The 20,391-nt window shown below is 69.4% G+C and carries 18 protein-coding genes; 8 read left to right on the forward strand and 10 right to left on the reverse strand.

The genetic code is table 11. The features are described from left to right. Window positions 1-117: 117 nt before the first annotated feature. The 3 genes from bla to ACN263_RS18615 form a co-directional block, all read right to left on the reverse strand. Window positions 118-1,020, reverse strand: a complete 903-nt coding sequence (bla, locus tag ACN263_RS18605) for a class A beta-lactamase (RefSeq protein ID WP_422740736.1) — start codon at window positions 1,018-1,020, stop codon at window positions 118-120. A gap of 138 nt (window positions 1,021-1,158) precedes the next feature. Continuing rightward, window positions 1,159-1,761 carry a response regulator gene (locus tag ACN263_RS18610; protein WP_422735663.1) on the reverse strand — a complete coding sequence of 201 codons (603 nt, stop codon included), beginning with the start codon at window positions 1,759-1,761 and terminating at the stop codon, window positions 1,159-1,161. Then, entirely contained in the window at window positions 1,758-2,900 is a 1,143-nt protein-coding gene (locus ACN263_RS18615) for a sensor histidine kinase (RefSeq protein WP_422735664.1), read from the reverse strand. Before ACN263_RS18615 ends, ACN263_RS18610 begins: the two co-directional genes overlap by 4 nt. A gap of 107 nt (window positions 2,901-3,007) precedes the next feature. Between ACN263_RS18615 and ACN263_RS18620 the strand changes: the two genes are divergently transcribed. Genes ACN263_RS18620 through ACN263_RS18630 form a run of 3 tightly spaced genes read left to right on the forward strand, consistent with a single transcriptional unit; the run spans window position 3,008 to window position 5,314 of the window. After that, entirely contained in the window at window positions 3,008-3,889 is an 882-nt protein-coding gene (locus ACN263_RS18620; protein ID WP_422735665.1) for an ABC transporter ATP-binding protein, read from the forward strand. 28 nt (window positions 3,890-3,917) lie between these two features. After that, window positions 3,918-4,637: an ABC transporter permease gene (locus ACN263_RS18625; RefSeq protein ID WP_422735666.1), complete on the forward strand. Its 720-nt coding sequence runs from the start codon at window positions 3,918-3,920 to the stop codon at window positions 4,635-4,637. Continuing rightward, window positions 4,634-5,314 carry a GOLPH3/VPS74 family protein gene (locus tag ACN263_RS18630; protein ID WP_422735667.1) on the forward strand — a complete coding sequence of 227 codons (681 nt, stop codon included), beginning with the start codon at window positions 4,634-4,636 and terminating at the stop codon, window positions 5,312-5,314. The genes ACN263_RS18625 and ACN263_RS18630 overlap by 4 nt, the downstream gene beginning before the upstream one ends. Window positions 5,315-5,415: 101 nt before the next feature. On the opposite strand, the gene ACN263_RS18635 is transcribed toward ACN263_RS18630, so the two are convergent. Further along, window positions 5,416-6,489: an alpha/beta fold hydrolase gene (locus ACN263_RS18635; RefSeq protein ID WP_422735668.1), complete on the reverse strand. Its 1,074-nt coding sequence runs from the start codon at window positions 6,487-6,489 to the stop codon at window positions 5,416-5,418. A gap of 136 nt (window positions 6,490-6,625) precedes the next feature. On the opposite strand from ACN263_RS18635, the gene ACN263_RS18640 reads away from it, so the two are divergent. After that, window positions 6,626-6,802 (forward strand): hypothetical protein, encoded by a 177-nt coding sequence (locus ACN263_RS18640; protein ID WP_422735669.1) that lies wholly within the window; start codon window positions 6,626-6,628, stop codon window positions 6,800-6,802. A 23-nt stretch (window positions 6,803-6,825) separates the two neighbouring features. After that, on the forward strand, window positions 6,826-8,640 hold the full coding sequence (locus ACN263_RS18645) for an HEXXH motif domain-containing protein (protein WP_422735670.1): 1,815 nt from the start codon (window positions 6,826-6,828) through the stop codon (window positions 8,638-8,640). A 12-nt stretch (window positions 8,641-8,652) separates the two neighbouring features. Here the strand turns inward: ACN263_RS18645 and fxsT are convergent, their stop codons facing one another. The 3 genes from fxsT to ACN263_RS18660 form a co-directional block, all read right to left on the reverse strand. Beyond that, entirely contained in the window at window positions 8,653-12,474 is a 3,822-nt protein-coding gene (gene fxsT, locus ACN263_RS18650; RefSeq protein WP_422735671.1) for an FxSxx-COOH system tetratricopeptide repeat protein, read from the reverse strand. Further along, window positions 12,471-13,973, reverse strand: a complete 1,503-nt coding sequence (locus tag ACN263_RS18655; RefSeq protein ID WP_422735672.1) for an effector-associated domain 2-containing protein — start codon at window positions 13,971-13,973, stop codon at window positions 12,471-12,473. Before ACN263_RS18655 ends, fxsT begins: the two co-directional genes overlap by 4 nt. A gap of 300 nt (window positions 13,974-14,273) precedes the next feature. After that, window positions 14,274-14,768 (reverse strand): lanthionine synthetase LanC family protein, encoded by a 495-nt coding sequence (locus tag ACN263_RS18660; RefSeq protein WP_422735673.1) that lies wholly within the window; start codon window positions 14,766-14,768, stop codon window positions 14,274-14,276. A gap of 591 nt (window positions 14,769-15,359) precedes the next feature. Here ACN263_RS18660 and ACN263_RS18665 point away from each other — a divergent pair. Together ACN263_RS18665 and ACN263_RS18670 are read left to right on the forward strand one after the other, a co-directional pair. Then, window positions 15,360-16,208: an alpha/beta fold hydrolase gene (locus tag ACN263_RS18665; protein ID WP_422735674.1), complete on the forward strand. Its 849-nt coding sequence runs from the start codon at window positions 15,360-15,362 to the stop codon at window positions 16,206-16,208. Between the two features lie 104 nt (window positions 16,209-16,312). Continuing rightward, window positions 16,313-16,843: a VOC family protein gene (locus ACN263_RS18670; protein WP_422735675.1), complete on the forward strand. Its 531-nt coding sequence runs from the start codon at window positions 16,313-16,315 to the stop codon at window positions 16,841-16,843. Window positions 16,844-17,055: 212 nt separating this feature from the next. On the opposite strand, the gene ACN263_RS18675 is transcribed toward ACN263_RS18670, so the two are convergent. Genes ACN263_RS18675 through ACN263_RS18685 form a run of 3 tightly spaced genes read right to left on the reverse strand, consistent with a single transcriptional unit; the run spans window position 17,056 to window position 19,452 of the window. Then, window positions 17,056-17,361, reverse strand: coding sequence for a hypothetical protein (locus ACN263_RS18675; RefSeq protein WP_422735676.1), 306 nt, complete (start codon window positions 17,359-17,361; stop codon window positions 17,056-17,058). Window positions 17,362-17,393: 32 nt separating this feature from the next. Further along, window positions 17,394-18,815: a dihydrolipoyl dehydrogenase family protein gene (locus ACN263_RS18680; RefSeq protein ID WP_422735677.1), complete on the reverse strand. Its 1,422-nt coding sequence runs from the start codon at window positions 18,813-18,815 to the stop codon at window positions 17,394-17,396. A gap of 1 nt (window position 18,816) precedes the next feature. Further along, window positions 18,817-19,452 (reverse strand): hypothetical protein, encoded by a 636-nt coding sequence (locus tag ACN263_RS18685; RefSeq protein WP_422740737.1) that lies wholly within the window; start codon window positions 19,450-19,452, stop codon window positions 18,817-18,819. A 94-nt stretch (window positions 19,453-19,546) separates the two neighbouring features. Between ACN263_RS18685 and ACN263_RS18690 the strand changes: the two genes are divergently transcribed. Beyond that, window positions 19,547-20,155, forward strand: coding sequence for a TetR/AcrR family transcriptional regulator (locus tag ACN263_RS18690; RefSeq protein ID WP_422735678.1), 609 nt, complete (start codon window positions 19,547-19,549; stop codon window positions 20,153-20,155). Window positions 20,156-20,391 lie beyond the last annotated feature (236 nt).

Consider the following 20,391-nt stretch of genomic DNA (forward strand, 5'->3'; position numbering starts at 1 on the left):
TACGGGTCCCGACTGCCTCACCCGGCGCGATCCGCCGGTGCGGGTCGGAAGTCGATGCGCGCTTGCCCTGCATCGCCGGTTGACGTCAGCACGCCGCGGGAGCGGGCCGACGCGCCGTCACAACGCGCTGATGGCGACCTGGGCCGCCTGGGCGATCAGGGCGTCGTCGTAGTCGGCGTCCTTCCGGTCGCGGCTGGACAGCACCGCGAGGACGATCGGCGCGCGGTTCGGAGGCCAGATCACCGCGATGTCGTTGCGGGTGCCGTAGCCGCCGGCACCGGTCTTGTCCCCCACGACCCAGCCCTCGGGCACCCCCGCGCGGATCAGCGCGCCGCCGGTGGTGTTGCCCTTCAACCAACCGTTGAGCACGTCGCGGTCCGCCGGTTCGAGGGCGTCTCCCACGGCGTACGCCCGCAGATCCTCGGCCAGGGCCGCCGCGGTGCTGGTGTCCCGCCGATCACCCGGCCTCGCCTCGTTGAGCCCGGTCTCGTAACGCGCCGGATCGGTGACCTTGTCCCCCACCCCGCGCAACTCCTTCTCGAACTTCTGCGGCCCGCCGAGCTGACGCAACAGCAGGTTGCCGGCGGTGTTGTCGCTGTACCGGACAGCCGCGTCGGCGATGGCGCGCAGCGTCATGCCCTCGGCGACGTGCTGCTCCGTGATCGGCGAGTAGGTCACCAGGTCATCCGCCGAGTACCGGACCACCCGGTCCAACTCGGCGTCGGTGCTCTCGTCCAGGACCTCGGCAGCCGCCAACGCCTTGAACGTCGAGGCGTACGCGAACCGCTCGCCGGCCCGGTACCGCACCGTGCGACCGGAGCCGGTGTCGATCGCGTAGACCCCCAGCCGCACGTCGAACCGCTCCTCCAGCCGCCGCAAATCGGGGTACGCGGCGGCGGCGGTCGACGCGGTGGCCGTCGTCGTACCGTCGGGTGCCGGCTGCCCGGCGGCGTCGGCGGGGCCGCAGGCGGCCAGGGACACCACTGCCGCGGCGGCCACCAGACGGTGTGTCGACAGCATCACGATCGCTCCTTGTCGGTGCCGTGGGTCCGGCGCGGGCGCGCCGGTCGGACAGGACTCGACAGTGGCAGGGATCCGGCATGCGGTCGAAGACGGAGACAGTGGTGTCCATGCCGAACCGGCATGGGCACCCGTTGGTCACAGCCAGTCGTGTTCGCGGGCGTAACGGGCCGCTTCGTGGCGCGTCCGCGTCTGAGTCTTGCGCATCGCGTTGGAGAGGTAGTTGCGGACGGTGCCCGGGGCGAGGTGGAGCCGCACGGCGATGTCGGCGACCGAGTAGCCCTCACCGGTGACTCGCAGCACGTCGGCTTCACGGTCGGTGAGGGGGTTGTCCTCGGTGACGGCGAGCGCGGACACGTCCGGGTCGATCCAACGTCTCCCGGCGTGCAGGGTGGCGATGACCGAGGTGATGTGCGCCGGCTCGGCGGACTTGCTGACGAAACCCTGGACGCCGAGCTTCAACGCCTTGCGCAGCACGCCCGGTCGGGCGTGCCGGGTCAGCATGAGGATCACCTGCTCGGGTCGCACGCGGCGGATCTCGGCGACCGCGCCGAGGCCGTCCACGTCCGGCATCTCCAGGTCGATGACCAGTACGTCCGGCTGGTGCCGCAGGGTGGCCTCGATGGCCGCGCGGCCGTCCTGCGCCTCGGCGAGGACGGTGATGTCGCCCTCCAGGGGCAGCAGCGCGGCCAACGCCGTGCGCAGCAGCACCTCGTCGTCGGCGAGCACGATGGTGGTCATCGGTTGTCACTCCGCTCCGCGTCGGCACCCACGGCGGGGAACGTCGCCACCGTCCGGAACCGTCCCTGCTGCTGCTCCACGGTCAGCTCCCCTCCGTCACCCGCCAGCCGCTGCCGCAGTGCCGCCAGTCCCCGCAGCTCGGGTGGCGAGGTGGCGGTCACGCCGTCGTTGACGACGGTGATGCCCGACGCGCCGAGCGTGATCTGCACCTGGGTGGCCTGTGCGTGCCGCAGGATGTTGGTGGTGGTCTCGCGGAGCACCTGCCCGAGTAGTTCGCTGACGCGGGCGTCGACCTCGCCCTCCCGGGTCACCCGAACCCGGATGCCGGCGGCCTCGAACAGGTTCTTCGCGTTCTCGATCTCCGCCGTGAGGTTGAGCCGCCGCTGGCCGTACGCGAGTTCCTTGGTCTGCGCGATGGTGTCGCTGACCAGCGCGTACGTCTCCCGCAGCTCCTTCTCCGCCCGAGCGGTGTCACTGAGCAGCAGGCGCTGAGTCAGGGCGATCTTCAGCTTGACGACGTGCAGGGTGTGGCCCTGGATGTCGTGCAGATCGCTGGCGAACCGGACGCGTTCCCGCATCACGGCGAGTTCGGCCGTCCGTTCCCGGGTCTGTTCGAGCTCCCGGATGAGATCGAAGAACCGCTCGCCCAGCACCGTGAAGATGGTCACGAGGACGGTGAGGACGGTCGGAATGAGGACGTAGGTCAGGAGGACGTGACCGATGTCGTCCCGCTGCACCAGCAGCCGCGCCGCGCCGACGACCGCGACATAGCCGAACAGCCCGGCCACCACCAGCTTCCGACGCCTGCGTACCTCCCGCAGGGTGAGGGAGCCGACGGCGCAGAACCCCCAGTAGGCGTTGGGGCTGCCGACGACCAGGACCCCCAGGGGCCACACCACCCCCGCTACGACCAGGCACGGTAGCGCCACCCGGGCCAGGTCGTTGGCCGTCCACCGTTCGAAGGCCAGCACCGCCGCCACGGCCCCGGGAGCCAGGACGACGAGATGCCACCAGGTACGCGCGTCGGTGTACAGCAGGACCACCGCGGCGAACACCACCGGCGGCAGTGAGGTCGCGAGATTGAGCCGGCGCAGCCTCCCCTGCGTCGACTCGGTGAAGCGCAGTGATCTCCCGGCCACCCCACCAGTATCGGGCCGCCAGCCGCCCCGACCAGTGACACCACGTCACATCCGGTGATGACATGACGCCACTGACCGGCCGGCCGTACCCGCGCTGTCATGGGTGCATGTCCACCACACCCGTCATCGACGTCGAACGGCTGAACCTCGCCTACGGCGACTTCCACGCCGTCAAGGACCTCACCTTCGCGGTGCGGCCCGGAGAGCTCTACGCGCTGCTGGGCACCAACGGCGCCGGGAAGACCTCGACCCTGGAGGTCGTCGAGGGACACCGGAAACCCACCTCGGGCAGCGTTCGTGTCTTCGGGCACAGCCCGGACGACCGCCGGACGGTACGTCCCCGGATGGGCGTTATGCTCCAGGAGAGCGGATTCTCCCCGGATCTCACCGTCCGTGAGTCGGTCGGCCTGGTCGGCCGACTCACCCGGCGCACCGACGACGTCGACCGGGTGATCGACCTGGTCGACCTCACCGATCGGGCCGGTCGCAAGGTGGCCCAACTGTCCGGCGGCGAGAAGCGGCGGCTGGACTTCGCCACCGCGGTCTACGGCACCCCGGAGCTGATCTTCCTGGACGAGCCGACCACCGGCCTCGACATACAGTCCCGCGACGCCGTCTGGGCGACCGTGGACCGGCTCCGGGAGAACGGTTCCACGATCGTGCTCACCACCCACTACCTGGAGGAGGCGCAGCAGCGCGCCGACCGGATCGGGCTCATGCACCAGGGCGTGCTGCACCGCGAGGGCACCGTCGCCGAGCTGACCCGCACCCTCCCCGGCGTGATTCGTTTCTCCTTCGCCGCACCGGTTGCGCCACTTCCGCTGGCGGCCGTCGTGGACGCCGACGGGAGGGTCACGGTCGAGACCTTCGAGCTGCAGAAGGACCTGCACCTCCTGCTTGCCTGGGCGCAGGACCACGCCGTGGAACTGCGCGACCTGGCGGCGGGGCCGACCCGGCTCGACGACGTGTTCCGGGCCATCAGCAACTGATCCGTCCACCCCGAAGGAGCCTCAGCGCATGTGGTCCATCGCGTCCAGCGAGCTGATCCAGATCTTCCGCAACCGACTGATACTGATCACCAGCCTCATCATCCCGGTCGCGGTCAGCGCGTTCTTCGTGCGTCAGCACGAGACGTACGCCGCGCTCGGTAGCCTCGGCTACATCGCCGCGATCGTCATGTTCACCGTGTCCGCGTTCGGCCTCTACGCCGCGGCCGTCACCACCCTGGCCTCCCGGCGACAGAACCTCTTTCTCAAGCGGCTGCGCTCCACCGCCGAGAGCGACGCCGGCATCCTCGCCGGGCTCCTGCTGCCCGTACTCGTCATCGCGGCGATGCAGGTGACCGCGATCCTGACCGCCCTGGCCGTGGTCGCCGGCGGACCGTCCAACGTCGCCCTGCTGGTGGTGGCGGCACTCGCCACCCTGGCCATGATGATCGGTCTGGCCCTGGCCACCGCGGGGCTGACGAACTCGCCGGAACACGCTCAGGTCACCACGCTGCCCGTCACGCTCGGTGTGATCGCCGTGGCCAGCTGGGTCGGTATCTCCGGCACCGAGAGCCTCGCCCTGCTCAAGCGGCTGCTGCCCGGCGGGGCGGCCACTGAGCTGATCATGAACGCCTGGAACGGCGGCGTCGCCGTGACCGACTCCCTGCCCCTGCTCGGGCCCACGCTCGGCTGGGTCGTCGCCGCCGTCACCCTCGCCACCCGACTGTTCCGCTGGGAGCCCCGCCGATGACCGCCGATCCTCGGTCGGACGCCCCGACCCTCGTGGAGGATCTGCTCCTGCTCCTGTTCCAGCCCGCATCCGGGACCATCGCCGGCGAGAACACCCTCTTCTACGTCCTCGGCGGGGCCGTCCTCGCGGACCTCACCCTCGGCGAACACCTGACCACGACGGACCGGCAGCGGGTCAGCAGCCTTGCCGGTCACCCGCCGACGGGCACCCTCCTGCGTCCGGCGTGGGACTACCTCGCCGAGAAACCGCGCGGGGTGCAGACGGCGCTGGCCGCGATCGGTCCCGCCCTGCGAGAGCCGGTTCTGGAACGGCTCATCGCGCGGGGCGACATCGACCAGGAGCCCCGTAAGGTGCTCGGCCTGTTCCGGACGACGGCGCTGCGCGACGGCCGGACCGAACGCCGGTCCCGCCTGCTCGCCGACGTGCGGCGGGTCCTGGTGGACGGTGCCGAGCCGCCGGCCCGGGTCGCCGCGCTCGGGGCGCTGCTCTCGGCGAGCGGGACCCTCCCGCAGTTCCACCGCGAGATCCCGTGGACGTCACCGGTGATCAGCCGAGCCAAGGAGTTTGAGCAGGGCGACTGGGGCGCCGACGCCGCAGGGGCAGCCGTGACTCGGACCGTGACGGCCACTGTCGTCAACAGCGTCATCGTGGCCATCTCGGTGCTTCCGCGAAGCTGACCCGACAGTGAGCCCCGCGCCTCGTACCGGCTCCCTTCTCGGGCGACAACATGAGCTCGGTCAACCCACGCGCCTGAACACCTGTCGCTCTCCGGTCCCGCTCATCGGCGCTCCGACGGATCGTGTAGTCCCGCGCCGCTCAGCGCGTCGACCACATCGGCGACCGCCGGATGGTCAGGGACGAGTGTCTCCAGCGCGGAGGCGAGCGAACCTCCGGGCGCCAGGTGCCGGTAGTGCTCGAAACTCCGCACCAGAGCGAACAGTTCCACCCGGGCCGCGGTGTCGCGCCGCAACTGGTGCACGATCACCGGCGGTAGGAGGTCGTAGACCTGTTCGCGGAATGCGGGCTCGGTCATCCGTGGGACGGCAAGCAACAGATCCACCAGCGCGCGATACTCGGCGGCCGTCACACGGGCCGGCTGCGTCGTCGGGGTGAGTCCCTCGCTGGACGGTCGCGGCGCCGGAACATCGGTCATCGGAAGGGCTTCCTTCAGGTGGCGTTTCAGGGCCACGTAGGTCCGGTGCTCGTGCGAGTCCGGCTTGATGATCGAAAAGTGGTCGCCGGGCAGCACACCCACTTCGGGGAAGACGCTCCTCGCCGAGACGGGCGTCACGACTCCGTCGCGGTCGCCGGCGTACGCGACGATCGAGATCGGACAGGTGGCGGGCGTGACCGCGGTGGCGTGGATGATCTGGTTGACGACGATCCGGTGCGCGTCGGAGATGGCCTGGTCGAGTGGCCGCAGCTCGCGCTCCTGGGGGTGTCGCCACAGGCCACCCCGGCGGAGCAGCAGAGCCAGGTCGGACCCGGAGTTGGGACAGGCGAACAGCACTATCCTGCGGATCCTGGCCAGTTCGGGCCCGCATCCAACGGCGAGGGTCCGGGCCAGCATCCGCTGCACCACAAGACCGCCTTGGCTGTGCGTCACCAGGACAATTCCGGAGTGACCGCTGCCGATTTGCGCCAGGTAGGTGCGAAGACTGTCGGCGATGTCATTGATGTCCGGAATACGGCGCAAGGGGTTCAGCGAGATGGGCGGGCTCGGGTACTCGAAGGTGTGGAGGTCGAGGAATCCGAGGTCGGCATCAGTCTCGATCAGCCGCAGCAACGGCGACCAGGTAGCCGCGGACGACAGAAATCCGTGTACGAAAACGACTCCGAGGCGCTCGGGCATAGCGACAAGCTACCGTGAGTGGGCAAATTCTGGCGGCGTCCGGAGTGGACGCACAGGGTCACCTGCCGCTTCCGGAATCGTCTCCACGTGCGACATGATGACTGCAGGAACCGCACGACGTGAGGAGAAGCCGGTAGTGAGCCGATCGATCGACGACATCGAGTCGGATCTGATAGACCTCACGGAGGTGACACTTGCCGATTTGCCGACGTACGACGAGCGGATCCTCGCTCCGACCATACGGCGACTACTGCGTCGCATTGACGATCCCGAAAGCATCACCAGTGGCTACAATCCGCAACGCGTCGACTGACAGGTGTCGCCTGGGGTTCCTGGATGGGCGGTGACGCCACCGTGAACGGGCCACCCCGCCAACACCGACTCGCCGAGCAGCACGTCGGCGCGCTCTGCTCCGGCGGCGGTGACGTGGACACGATCGCTCAGCTGCTCGCCGTCGAGCGGAGCTGGCGTCTCCTGCAGTTGCGGGCCCTGCTCGACATCGTCGGCCCCGACCATGACACCGGTCCACTCCCGCCGGTCGGGGACGCCTGGGATCTCCTCATCGAGGCCGAACGGCACGACCCCGCCAAGGTTGACGACCTGCTCCTGCATCCCCAGGTGGGAGTATGGGCGGGTTACACGTTGCGGCTTCTGCGCGGCACCGCTCCCTCCAGGGCGCCGTTCTGGGTGGACCTCGGCTATCTGCACTCTCTCGCCGCCGCGGCAGCCCTCTGCGCCGGGATCGACTTCCGCATGATCGTGCCGGTCCGCGACGGCTTCGTGGTGCTGCCGACCCTCGGTGCCGTCGCGGTGCCGGAAGCAGAGCGGTGGGACAGCACCGAGATGCACGGATCCGCCGGCCACGGGGCCGTCGGCACGCCGGCAGGCGAGGTGCGAGTCGGTGGTGACGGCTGGCAGACCATGCCCAGTGTGCGTGTCCAGGCTGACGGGCACACTCTCGTGGTGCGGCTGGACTGCCTCGACCCGTACCGGAATCTGCGGGCTCCGACGCCGCCCCGGGCGCTGAGCGAACCGGAGCTGGGTCATTGGCGCGGTCTGCTCACGCAGGCGTGGGAGTTGCTCGTCAAGACCAGCCCTGCCCTGGCACTGCCCATGACCCGGGGCCTCTTCTCGGTGGTGCCACAGCCGCCGACGGAACGGTTCCGCACGATGAGCGCCTCGGCCGGCGACGCCTTCGGATGCATGATCATGTCGGAGCCGCGGGACGCCACCGAGCTGGCGGTGACGATGGTGCACGAGTTTCAGCACATCAAGTTGGGCGCTCTCCTGCACCTGGCTCCGCTGCACACCGGCGAGCCCGCCCGGCGGCTGTACGCGCCGTGGCGAGACGATCCCCGGCCGCTGGGTGGCCTGCTGCAAGGGGTGTACGCGTTCGCGGGCATCACCGAGTTCTGGCGGTCGGCAAGCCACCGGGCCACGGACGGCGCCGGCACGTTGGCGCACTTCGAGTTCGCCCGGTGGCGTCGGCAGGTGCGCACCGTACTCGCGTTGTTGGCGCAGATGCCGCAGCTCACCGAGGTCGGTCGCCGACTCGTGGCCGGCCTCACCGCGACCGCGGACCGATGGCAGACCGACAGCGTCCCGGATCAACCACTCGCGGCCGCCCACGACGCCGTCGCCGACCATCGGGCCCGGTGGCGGCTTCACCATCTGCGGCCGCCCGCAGAGGTGGTTACCGCGTTCACGAAGTGCTGGAATGCGGGCGCCGACCGGCCGGACCTGACCGCCGTCGCACCGGCGTTGGAAGCCGACCCGAGCGCCCAGGGGCTCGACGCGCGAGCCGTCCTGGAGCTCTGGCGCCTGACCGACAGCGCCGGATTCGAGCGCCTTCGGGCGGACACGGCGCCGATCGGCACGCGGGTAACGGGTGCGGCTCCCGCCGACCTGGCGCTCGTGGCCGGTGATCGGGAAACCGCCCGGCGCGGATATCTGCACGAACTGTCGACGGATTCCGACCGGCCGGGCGCCTGGGCCGGGCTCGGGCTGATCCTGGCCGACACCCGGCCGGGCCCCGCCGCCGATGCGCTGCGCGACCGCCCTGAGCTGGTACGCGCCGTGCACCGGGCGGTACGGATGTGCGGCGGTGCGGCCGATCCGGTGCAGCTCGCCGCCTGGATCGGGTCGCGATGACCGGCTGTCCCCCTACAGCGGCTGCGGGTCCATGTCGCAGTTGGCCCGCCGGTCCAGGTCCATCGCCGCAGCCGTGGCCGGGTGATCGTCGCCGAGAACTCGCCGGAACTGTGCCACCGTTGCCGCGTGCAGCTCTGCGGCTTCCTGCTCGCGACCCAGTTTGAACAGGTCCATCGCCAGATTGCCGTAGCCCGCGAGAGTGGTCGGATGCTCCGCGCCCAAAACTCGCCGCAGCCGTTCGGTCGCGTCCACATCCCGCTCGTACGCCTGCGCGTAGTGACCCTCGGCGTAGAGGTCGCTCGCGAGGTTGAGCGCCGCGGCCAGGGTGAGCGGATGGTCGTCACCGAGTTGCTCCCGCAACTGGGCGAAACCCTCCTCGTCCATCTGCCGCGCCTGCGCCACCCGGCCGCGCAGCCGCTCGGTGACCGCCCAGTTGAGCCGGGCGGCGATGGTGTGCGGGTGCCGCTCGTTCCCCAGCAGCCGCTGGTAGCTGGCGTACACCTGCTCGCCCAGCACGGCGGCGCCGTCGAGGTCGCCGGTCTCCCGCAGGTCGATCGACAGGTTCAGGGAGGAGGCGATGGTGTCCGGGTGGTCCTGCCCGTAGCGGGTCAGGAAGCGGTCGCGGACCTCGGTGGAGACCAGGCGGGCCGCCCGGTGGTCACCGGCCTTGCGGAGCGTCAGCGCCAGCGTCCGCATCGCCCGCAGGGTCTGCGGATGACCTGGGCCGAGCTGGTGGCGCAGCTGGTCGGTGACCGCCTGCGCCTCGGTGCGGGCGCCCAGGTAGTCGCCGAGCTCCCGCCGGTCGGTGATGAGGTTGCGGGTGCTCTCCAGCGTGATCGGGTGGTCCGAGCCGAAGAGCTGGATGCGCAGCCGCTGATTCTCCTGGTCGATCTCGTAGGCCCGCTTGAGGTCACCGGCCAGCCGCAGGCTCACCGCGAGGTTGTGGTTCGCGTTGATGGTCTGCACGTCGTCCCGGCCCAGGGCCCGCACGTGCCGCTGGTAGATCTCCTCGGTGAGCTCCAGGGCACCCTGGAAGTCCCCGGCCACCCGCCGGTCGGCGGCGACGGCGCTGAGGGCACGCAGGAAATCCTCGTTGTCCTCCTCCAGAGTGGCCTGGTAGGTGGCGAGCACCTCCTGGTTGAGCCGGGCCGCCTCCTCGAATCGGCCGAGGACGAACAGCAGCCAGCCCATCCACAGACCCATCCGCAGCGTGGACGGATCGGCGACGCCCAACTGGTCGCGCCGGGACTGGTAGGCCCGCTCGGCCAGCTCGAACGCCGCCAGATGGTCGCCCCACCAGTAGAGATAGCGGGACAGGTTGTCGATCAGCTGCCGCACCGACGGGTCGGTGGACCGGAACGCCTGCGCGGTCATGGCGTGCGGGTACAGGTCGGCGTAGGTGCGCCAGCTGTCCGGTGAGTTCGGGTCGTTCGGGTCGCCGTCGGCGAGCATGAGGTGCGCGCTGTGCCGCATCGCCGCCTGCTCGGCGTCGTCGAGCCGGTCGATCAGCACCGCCTGGACCAGCCGGTGCATCTGGATCGAGTTGGTCCGATGGTCGATCTTGGCCAGGGCGTACCGGTTGATCTCGCGGATGGCCCTGCTGAGTCGCATCGGGTCGCGCCGCGCCTCGTCGAGTTCCGGGTGGACGCTGCCGGCTCGTCCACGGCTGAGCAGGTTGCGGGGAATGGGCTCGGGGGCGAGGAACGAGCACACCTGCAGGAGTTGCAGCGCCCCGGGACTGGAGCCGGCCAACCGGTCGAGGGACACGTTCCACGCGGCGGCGACCGGCAACTGGTAGTCCAGCGGCACCGACACCTCGAGCAGTTCGACGCGCTTCTCCTCGAACAGGCGCAGGTACTCGTCGGTGGGCATGCCGGTCTCGGCGAGCCAGGCCGCCGCCTGATCCAGGGCCAGCGGAAGATCGCCGAGCGCCTCGGCCAGCCGATCGGTGTCCTCTTCGCTGAGGTCCGGGCTGCGGCGACGGAGCAGATCGCCGCTCTCCTGCCGGGGGAACACGTCCACCGCGAGCTGGCGGCCGACGTTCGACCACTGCGGGTTGCGGGAGGTGACCATGATGCGGCCGGACCCACCGTTGGGGAAGTAGCGCCGCACCGCCTCCGGGCTCTCCGCATTGTCGAAGATCAAAAGCCAGTTCGCGTACGGCTGCCCCAGCCGCAGCGCCTCCCGCACGGCCGGCACCGCGGCGTTGGCTTCGAGCCCCACCGGCAGATGCAGGCGCTGGGCCAGCTCGGCCAGCGCATTGGCGATCTGAGCCGGCCGTTCCGACGGGATCCACCAGATCACGTCGTACTCGTCCAGGTGGCGGTAGACGTACTCGATCGCGAGCTGCGACTTGCCGACGCCGCCCATACCGTGCAGCGCGTGCGGCAGCACCGCCGTCACACCCTGCAGCATCTGCTCGTGCAGGTGCACCAGCAGCGACTCGCGGCCGGTGAAGTTCGGGTTGCGAGGTGGGACGTTGCCCCAGATGGCGGGCGCGCCGGCTGGGGTTCTCTGCGGTGCGACCACATCCGCCACGCTGCTCGACACGACTGATGCTCCTTCTGACGTCCGATCATCGGTGCCCACTGCCGCCGTCATTGTCACAGGGAGTGTGCTCGGCGCAGCAGTGCTCGACCATGTTTCCGCGTCCCCACCGAGCGCCTCGTGCAGATGGCGCGCGCGGGCGAGATAACGGCCGGACAGGGCGTGGAGGACGGCCTGTTCGACCCGTACGAACGGGGCGGTCTCCGGCGTCACCGGGGGCACCGGCGTAGCGTCGGGATCGTCGAGCATCCGGCTGAGCCCACGGACCGCCGGAACGGTGGGCCCCAGGTGCTCACCGACCACTCGCAACACCCGGACCGCGTCCGCACGGCGCCCGGCCGCGAGCAGCTCCTCGCGGACGCCCCGGTGGAACTCGTAGGTGACCCCGGCGCTGTCGGCCGTCGACGCCGCGACGGCCACCGGATGCAGCAACTCGCTGTTGAGGATCTCGGACAGGTGTGACGTCTGCGAATCCGGGATCAGGGCCTGCTGAACCCATCTCATCACCGCCAGGTTGAGCGGGGCGGCGGCGAGCTGCGTGGCGAGCGTGACCGCGGTCGGCGTCGCCCAGGCGGTGAACTCGCGTACCCGCGTCCGCGCGGACGGTGCCCCCTCCGGCGCGGACCAGGCGGTGGTCTCCGGGAGCCCGACGGCGGCCAGCACCGCGGGCAGGTGTGCCTCGCCGCCGGTGACCAGCCGGACCCAGGCGGCGAGCCAGCGGGGGTCGAGTTCGAGCACGGGCACCGGGACGGGATCGGTGCCTTCGTGCCCGGGATCGTCGAGGACGTCCGGGACCGGGCTGTGCACCTCCCACCTGAGGTCGGCATTGGCGGCACCGCCGCCCGCGGTCCACCGCATTCGGAGGCGACGAGGCCGGATACCGGTCCGGTACCACTGCAGTTGCGGCAGCAGGTGCAGGACGGCGACCCGCGCGCGGAGGCCCCAGAGCCGAAGCAGGGCCGACATCGTCCCGGCGTGCCAGGCCGGGCCGGCCCCGTCGGACAGCACCAGCACGATCCGTCCGTCCACCGCCACCTGCCGGGCCAGAACAGCCTGCCCCGTCTCGGCGGAGTCGAACCCGACCACCTCGATGCCGGCGAACCCCTCGTGATCGCGCAACACCGCCACCAGGCGGTCGACAGTGTCGCGCCAGACCGCCATCGAGGGGACGGCATCGACCAGCACCGTCACACCCGACCCGGCCGCCGGGGCGGGCGAGGAACCGGACAGCGGGCGCAGCGCCCGGGAGATCGCCTCCCAGGTGGCTTCCGCGTCACCTCCGGTCACCAACTGTCCCCTGTTCCTCGACCAACGGGAGCGCCCAGCGCATCGGGCCTGCGCTCCGGATCGTCCCAAAGGATCGTCAGGTGGTGGCCGATGTGGCCGTCCCGCAACGCGGGCTCGAGCTGTAGCGCCTGATGCCGCAATTCTTTAGCACGCATCGGCAGCTGTCCCAGACCTCCATCATCTACCAGACTGGAGACGACCTCCCGGAACTCGGCGCTGGTACAGTCACCCCGATGCCAGATGATCACCGGCAGCCCGGCCCGCAGGGCCGCCTCGATCTCTTGCTGACCGGTCTCGCCGTGCTGCGTCGGTGGTTCGCTGAGGACGAGTGAGACCACCCGGTCGTCGGCCTTGAGCTCCGTCTCAAGCCGGGTGAAGTAGTCGCTGCCGCTGGGTTGGCTCCAGAAGACGACGCTGTGGGCGGGAGCCGCGAGCAACTGCCGCCAACGCTGGTGCCAGGCACGGTGCCAGCGCCGGGTGCGTAGCCGTTCCAGACTACGAACCACCACGGGATAGTCCATGGCCAGGGCGGTCGGTCGCGAGCTGTCGATCTCCTTACGCCAGCGGTCCACCCCGACGTTGAGCAACTCCCACGGCAGGACGAACTCGACCACGACCGTGCCGGTCCGGTCCGACCATTCGATCTCCATCTGCTCGATCACCCGCTCCACCTCACGTTCCAGGTCGTGGAGACGGACCAGGCGGGGCTCACCCTGCCGGGAATGCCAGGAGTCTGCGCCGTACCACTGGCGGAAGTGCGACAACGCGTAGGTGTCGTCGCTGCCGTCGGGGTCCACGTGCGGCTCGACCTGGACGACCAGATACGCGGTGGTGCCCATCGGCTGTTCACCGCCGCGGTGCAGGTACGCCCGCCGATCCTCCAGCTGGGACGTCAGCTCCTGTCCGGTGGCCACCCGGCTGTTCCGCAGTCGGATCCACCGGGCGTCCTGCGCGTCGACCTGGTCTTCGAGCAACGCCAGGAAGGCCATGCTCGGCGGCAGGCCGTCGGGGCCGGCGTTCTGCCCGGCCAGGTGGACGAACGCCTGCCAGGCGTCGACGCACCACGACGGCGGTCCGGGCGACCGGTGCTCGGTGGCGCGCTGATACAACACGGTCAGGTTGACGGGCACGAGGTTGCTCAGCAGCGGGCGCAGCCGGCTCCAGTCCTCCTCGGTCAGGACATCGACCGCCTCCCACTCGTCCCGGAGACGCTGCAACCGGACGACCTCTTCGGTGCCGGGTTCCAGGTGCTCGACCGTCTCCACCAGGATCTGCAGCCCGTCGGCGCGCCTGCTGCAGGCACGCACCAGCTCGACCGTTTGCAGCCGCAACTCAGGGTGCTCACGCAGCGGGAAGGGGCCGAGCCGGTCCTGGAGTTGTTCGACGAGGAGTTGGCGGCTGGCCTGACCCCGCATCAGCCGGGTGCGTTCGAGCACACCGACGAGCACCGTCTGAATCCGGTGCCGTACCTGTTCACCGCTGGTCTGCGCAGTTTTCATGTACTCACAGGTTCAAGGGCATGGCGGTTCGGGTCCCGGCGGGCCCGGTCGTCACAGGCTACCGTCTGACCATCCCCAACGGGACCTGTGACCACGATCAGAAACGACCTGCGACAGCGACTATTCGGCTGTTCCCTTGCGACAGATCTGCTACCTCTGAGATCCGAAGGAGGCCGGGTTCCGGGAAGCTTCCACGGCGTACGGGAAAGCCGGACCGACCGCAATTGGGCTGGGGACGAGGTCGAGGGTCCCCGTTCCGGCCGGCGATGTTCCATCCGGGGCTGAATACCAGCGTTTCGGTCATGCGAGCAGCAGTGCCGCATCCCAGGTGAGCGTGGTGGCCGCCGGAGGTGTACCGCGGAGCACGAGCGCGACGCCGGCCGCACCATCGAGCACGCCGGCCCAGTGCGCTCGAACCGTTCGTACGTCGAACCTGCTCTCCGGGTCGACGAAGGTGTCCAGGTGTGCACGGACCAGCCTGATCAGCGGCTCGACGGCCGCGGGCGAGGTCGCGTCGCGGGCCACCAGACTCAGGATGTGCAGAACTCCGGCAGAGCCATGGCAGAGAGAGGCGTCGCGAATGCCGATCGTGGACCAGGGGCGGCCTGTGCCGAAGCCAGGGTGGTCAGCGCGGCCTGCTCCCAGGCTGGCTCCCCAAGGCGTGTGCCGCCAGTTGCAGCGCCCGCGCGATTCCCGGTGCCCCGTAGCACCAGGCCGCCCGGCTCGGCGGCAAGCCGCCCACCGAGCCACGCTCCTCGTGCTCCAGCGGCACCCGTCCAGCTCGTGAACCGACATGGTCGACCTCCTCTGCTCGGGCGGAGGGTGTCACCCGCCGGTCAGATCGGCCCGAACACCACTGGACAGCGTCTGGATTGCCAGTGGGTACACGGCGTCGGGGAAAGCCACCAGCAGACGTGCTCGGCCGTCCCGGGCACGACACCCCCGCGCGTTCTCACTGGTACGGCAGCCCGGCCGGCGACATCTCGCCCCCGGAGGTCAGCCCGCCACGGCGATACGCCACGCGCTGGCCGGATCGCACAGCGGTGGTCGCCGAGGGTTCCGGCCGAAGCAGTAGCAGGCAGTCAACATCGGAGGACAACGACGACCTACCAGCCGTCCGACCGCCCGGGTTGCCGCCTCGACCGCGATCTCAGTTACGTGCCCGGAACCTACCCGGTCGCGGTAGCTTGGCCTCAGACGCGTGAGGACTGGCCGATCATCTGCCGTTCAGCCCGATCGTGCACTCGATCGCCGAGCGAAAGTCGGCTGCCTCCCCGCAGCTATGTCGACGTCCGGCGCGACATCACGATCGCCACCGCTGTCAAGCAGCGCTGAGCGCCGGCCACGAGCCCCGTGTGGTCGTCAACATCTGACTGGAAAGCGATCATGACCGCAACCTTGAAGGGGTTCATCCAGCAACTGGTGCCGGCGAATGGCATCAAGATCAACGCTGTCACGGGGGGCTCCGGCCCGCCGATCCTTCTGTTTCACGGCTGGCCGGAAACATGGTGGGGATGGCACAAGGTGATGCCGCTGCTGGCCGAGCATTTCAGCGTGGTAGCCATCGACCTGCGCGGCGCGGGATTTTCCGACTGCCCGCTCGACGGCTACGACAAGGCGACGATGGCGCGCGACGCGCACGAAGTCATGGCTGCCCTGGGGCATGAACGCTACGCCGTGTGCGGACATGACATCGGCGGAATGGTCGCCCTGCCGCAGGCCGCCACCTTTCGGAAGGCTGTCACCCACCTGGCCGTCCTCGACGTTCCGCTTCCCGGCTGGACCGGATGGGAAGCGGCGGCTGCAGGACTCTGGCACTTCAGCTTCCATATGAACCGGGATCTACCCGAGCGCCTGATCCATGGCCGGGAATATGACTACATTTCGGCCTTCATGGCTGAGCGGTTCTACGATCACAGCACCTTCAATCCGGCGGACATCGAAATCTACGCCAAAGCGATGGCGCTTCCGGGCCGCACCCGCGGCGGCATGGAATGGTATCGGACCTTCACCGCCGACCACGCGGCCGCGCTCGAGTACAAGAAGCAACCGCTCGAGATGCCGGTGCTGGGTCTCGGCGGGGATCAGCGCTTCGGTGCGCAGATGGTGCCGATGCTCAGCGAGTTCGCCAGCAACGTGACGGGCGGCTCGATTGCGCGGTGCAGCCACTATGTCGCGGACGAACGGCCGGATGAAGTCGCGACCGCCCTGATCGACTTCCTCAGGGCCAAGTGAAGATCTGCGACCGCGCCGTCGTGGGGCGGGCGGATCGCGGCACTGCGGGCAGGTGGCGTCCGCACCCATCCCGGTCGACCGATCAAGAAAGATAGGAAGCTGTCATGACCGCACCTGTTATCCGCGGCGTCAACCATATCGGCATCACCGTGCCCGACATCGAAGCCGCAATAACGTTTTTCGTGGAAGCCTTCGGAGCCCAGGTGATCTACCAGTCCTTCGGACCGGAGGATCCGCCGCGGCAGGGGCCCGACTTCGAGCGGGCCGTTGGCGCTTTCCCTGGAACGGTCGTACGAGCGCAGGCGATGGTCAAGATTGGAACCGGACCCGACTTCGAGCTCTTCGAAATGCACGGCCCCGAACAAGCTCAGCCGGTTCGACCGAGTGACTTCGGCATCACGCACTTCGGTCTCTACACCGATGACATCGACGCGTCCGTTGAGCGCTTCGAACGGGCCGGAGGCACGCCACTCACGGGGCCTCGGCCTATTCCCTATACAACCGAGCAAGGCCCTGGAAACAAGGTGTGCTACTGCCGCACGCCCTGGGGCACGACGATGGAATTCATCACCACGCCGGACCGCATGCCCTACCACGACCAGACGGATCTACGCAGGTGGCAGGACGAGGACTGAGCAGGGCGCGAATAGGGATCCGCATCAGTTGAGACGCGACGACGCTGACGCTGTCGGCAGGTTTGCCGGCCGGCCAGAGGGCTACGCACGCCGGGCATGAGATGCCAACCCGGCCAGCCGGAGCCTCCCGAGAATCTCGCCCACCCCGCTGCTGAGCGGCAGCACGCCGGGCGTAGGCGTCGTTTCCGCCTACGCCCGGGAGCCTGTAGCCCTTAAGCCTGCTCGATGTCCGAGAACAGCCCCTTGAACGGGACCTGCGTCCCCACGAGGGCGCCGAAGACATCGGCGGCAACGGTTGTCGCGACCGCTGCGGAGGCGTCTTCGTAGCTGTCGAAGTAGAGGTCGAGCGTCCGGTAAGCGGGGGTAGCGGTGCCATCCTCCTTCGGCCACACCTTGGCGGACTCGAGTCGCCGCAGCTTCGGGAACTTCGCTGCGGCAGCCTTCACGTCCGCGTAGACCCGCTCGAAGTCGTCGGGGCTCGCAGGGTTGTCGATGATGATTGTGATCTTGGTAGGCAAGGGAGTCTCCTCGAAGTGGACCGAATGTTTGTTCAGCGGCCGTAGGTCTCCAGCAGCCGCAGCCACACCTCACTGACGGTCGGGTAGGCCGGAACCGCGTGCCACAGCCGGTCCAACGGGACCTCGCCAACGATGGCGATGGTCGCGGCATGGATCAGTTCCGCGACGTCCGGGCCTGCCAGGGTGAAGCCGACGATCACCTTCCGGTCCTCGTCGACGACCATGCGGGCGTGCCCCCGGTAGCCATCGGCGTGCAGAGACGCTCCGGCGACGGCCCCGAGGTCGTAGTCCACCACCCGGATCCGTAGCCCAGCCGCCTCGGCCGCAGCCGCGGTCAGGCCCACCGACGCGATCTCCGGGTCGGTGAAGACCACCTGCGGCACCGCACGTTCGTCGGCCGTCGCCACATGTCGGCCCCACCGGCCGTCCTCGACCTTCTCGCCCTTCGCCCGGGCCACGATCACATCGCCCACCGCCCGCGCCTGGTACTTGCCCTGATGGGTCAGCAGCACCCGCCGGTTCACATCGCCCGCCGCATAGAGCCACTCACCGCCGCCGACGACGCGCAGCGTGTCGTCGACCGGCAGCCAGGCACCCGGTGCCAGCCCGACCCGGTCGAGGCCGATGTCCTGGGTGTTCGGTGTGCGACCGACCGCCACCAGCACCTCGTCAGCTTCGACCCGCTCGCCGGAGGCCGTCGTGATGTGGACGGCTCCGCTGTCGTCGCGCTTGACGGCGACGGCCTCCGCGCCGAGGCGTACGGACACACCGGCCTCGCGCAACGACTCGCTGACCAGTTCACCGGCGAACGGCTCCGCCGACGGCAACAGGCCGTCGCGGGCCAGCACCGTCACCGCAGACCCCAGTGCGGCGAACGCGGTCGCCATCTCGGCTGCCACGACGCCACCACCGATGATGGCCAGTCGACCGGGGACCGAACGGGCCGAAGCGGCCTCGCGGCTGGACCACGGCGCCGATTCGCGCAGCCCCGGGATGTCCGGCAACAGGGCGCTGCTGCCGGTCGCGACGACCACGGCGTGCCGCGCGGTCAGCGTCGTCGTGACGCCGTCGACGCCGGCCACCTCGACAACGCGGGCGGAACTGATCCGCCCCTGACCGCGGTGCAGCGCGATGCCGGCCGACGCCAGCCACGAAACCTGACCGTCGTCCTGCCAGTGCGACGCGAAGGAGTCCCGCCGGCCCAGCACCGCAGCCGCGTCCAGGTCTCCCGTCACCGCCTCCCGCGCACCGGGCAGTTGGCGGGCCGCACGCAACGCGGACGCACTGCGCAGCAAAGCCTTGGTCGGCATGCAGGCCCAGTACGAGCACTCACCGCCGACCAACTCCCGCTCGACGATGGCGGCGGTCAGCCCGCCCCGCACGACCCGATCGGCCACGTTCTCCCCGACCGGACCGGCACCGATCACAACGACGTCGTACTCGATGGTGGTCATGTCACTCGCCCTTCGCGGTACGGCCGAGACGGATGGCCGCGATGAGGAAGAAGATGGCGCCGGGAATGGCGTAGCCGGCAGCGTTGGTCAGCGACGGGTTGTCCGCGGAAGCAGCGGCGATGAAGGACCCGCCAGCCAGTACCGAGATGCCACCACTGATGATCATCGGCCACTGCCCGCCCATCTTCCGACGGGTGACCCCCACGATCAACTGAACCAGACCGGCCACGATCGCCCACGCGCCCCACACCCGCAGGACAGCGGGAACACCGGAGGCGCCGGCGACACCCACGCCGACAGCCGCGACCAGGCTTACCGCGATGTTCACGTACAGCAGGGTCGGCGAGCCGGTGGCCCGCGACGACCGGAGGTCGTAGATGGCAGCGCCCACGTCGAACAGTGGGTAGAGCACGAACAGCGCCACCGCGAGCGGACCGATGTCCTTGGCGGTGGTGATCGCCACGCCGGCCCAGACGATGGCGAAGGCGAAGCGGACGAAGTACAGCCGCCGCAGCGCGGAGGCCGCCTGGGAGATACCGGGCGAAGCAGCAATGGTGGTCACGGGTGACCCTTTCACCGGAGGGGCTAGGTAGACCGATCGTTCTGTCTTGTTCAGCATGCCAGGCTCGACCGGCATCGTCAAGACCGAACGTTCTATCCACTGCCTCGTTGTCACGTCTGCGGCCGCTCGCGTCTCTCAGACCGAACGTTCTATCCGCTAGGATGGCGAGATGGCGACCACAGCACCCGGCGCCCGGCCCTCCGAGGCGCGCCAACGGCTCCTTGCCACGGCCACCAGAATCTTCTACTCGGAGGGCATCCATTCCGTGGGCGTGGACCGGATCATCGCCGAGGCGAAGGTGACCCGGGCCACCTTCTACCGGCATTTCCCCAGCAAGGACGACCTCATCCTCGCCTACCTGCGTGAGATCCACGAGATGGATCGCGGTGCGGTCGACGCGGTCATCACCACCGACTCACCGCCGGTCACCCCACTGCTGGCCATTGCCAACTTCATCGCTGAGCACATCCAGTCCCCGGGGTTCCGTGGCTGCGCGTTCCTGAACGCTGCGGCGGAGTATCCGGACACGGAACATCCCGTACGCCAGGAAATCATCGCCCACCGGCAATGGTTCCTGGACACGCTCACCATGCTGATGGCGCAGGTCCAGGAGGAGACGGCAGAGTCCGCCGCGCGTCACTTCGTCATGCTCCGCGACGGCGCCATGGCCGCCGGATGCCTCTTCGACCCCGCGTTGGTGTCCGATACCTTCCTCCGCGGCGTCGAAGGACTTCTCCGGATCACCGCCGAGCGCCCGTCGACCGAATCCGCGGGCTAGTCCGCCGTCGCGACCGCCGGATGTCGCCCGCCTGATCGGCGAGGCGCGAAACCGCGCCGCGCGACCTCGGCCCAGACAGCGTCAGCAGCTTCCCGTGGCGCAACAGCATGATCATCGGGTACGCCCAGACGCCTGGGCCGCTCCTGGCGCCCGGGATCTCGTCCCCGAGTGCTGACGCGCACCCGATCCAGCGGAACGTTGCCCTCAGCGCCACCTCACGGATGGTCATGATCAAC

The organism is Micromonospora sp. WMMD729, from assembly GCF_049315225.1.
GTDB lineage: Bacteria > Actinomycetota > Actinomycetes > Mycobacteriales > Micromonosporaceae > Micromonospora.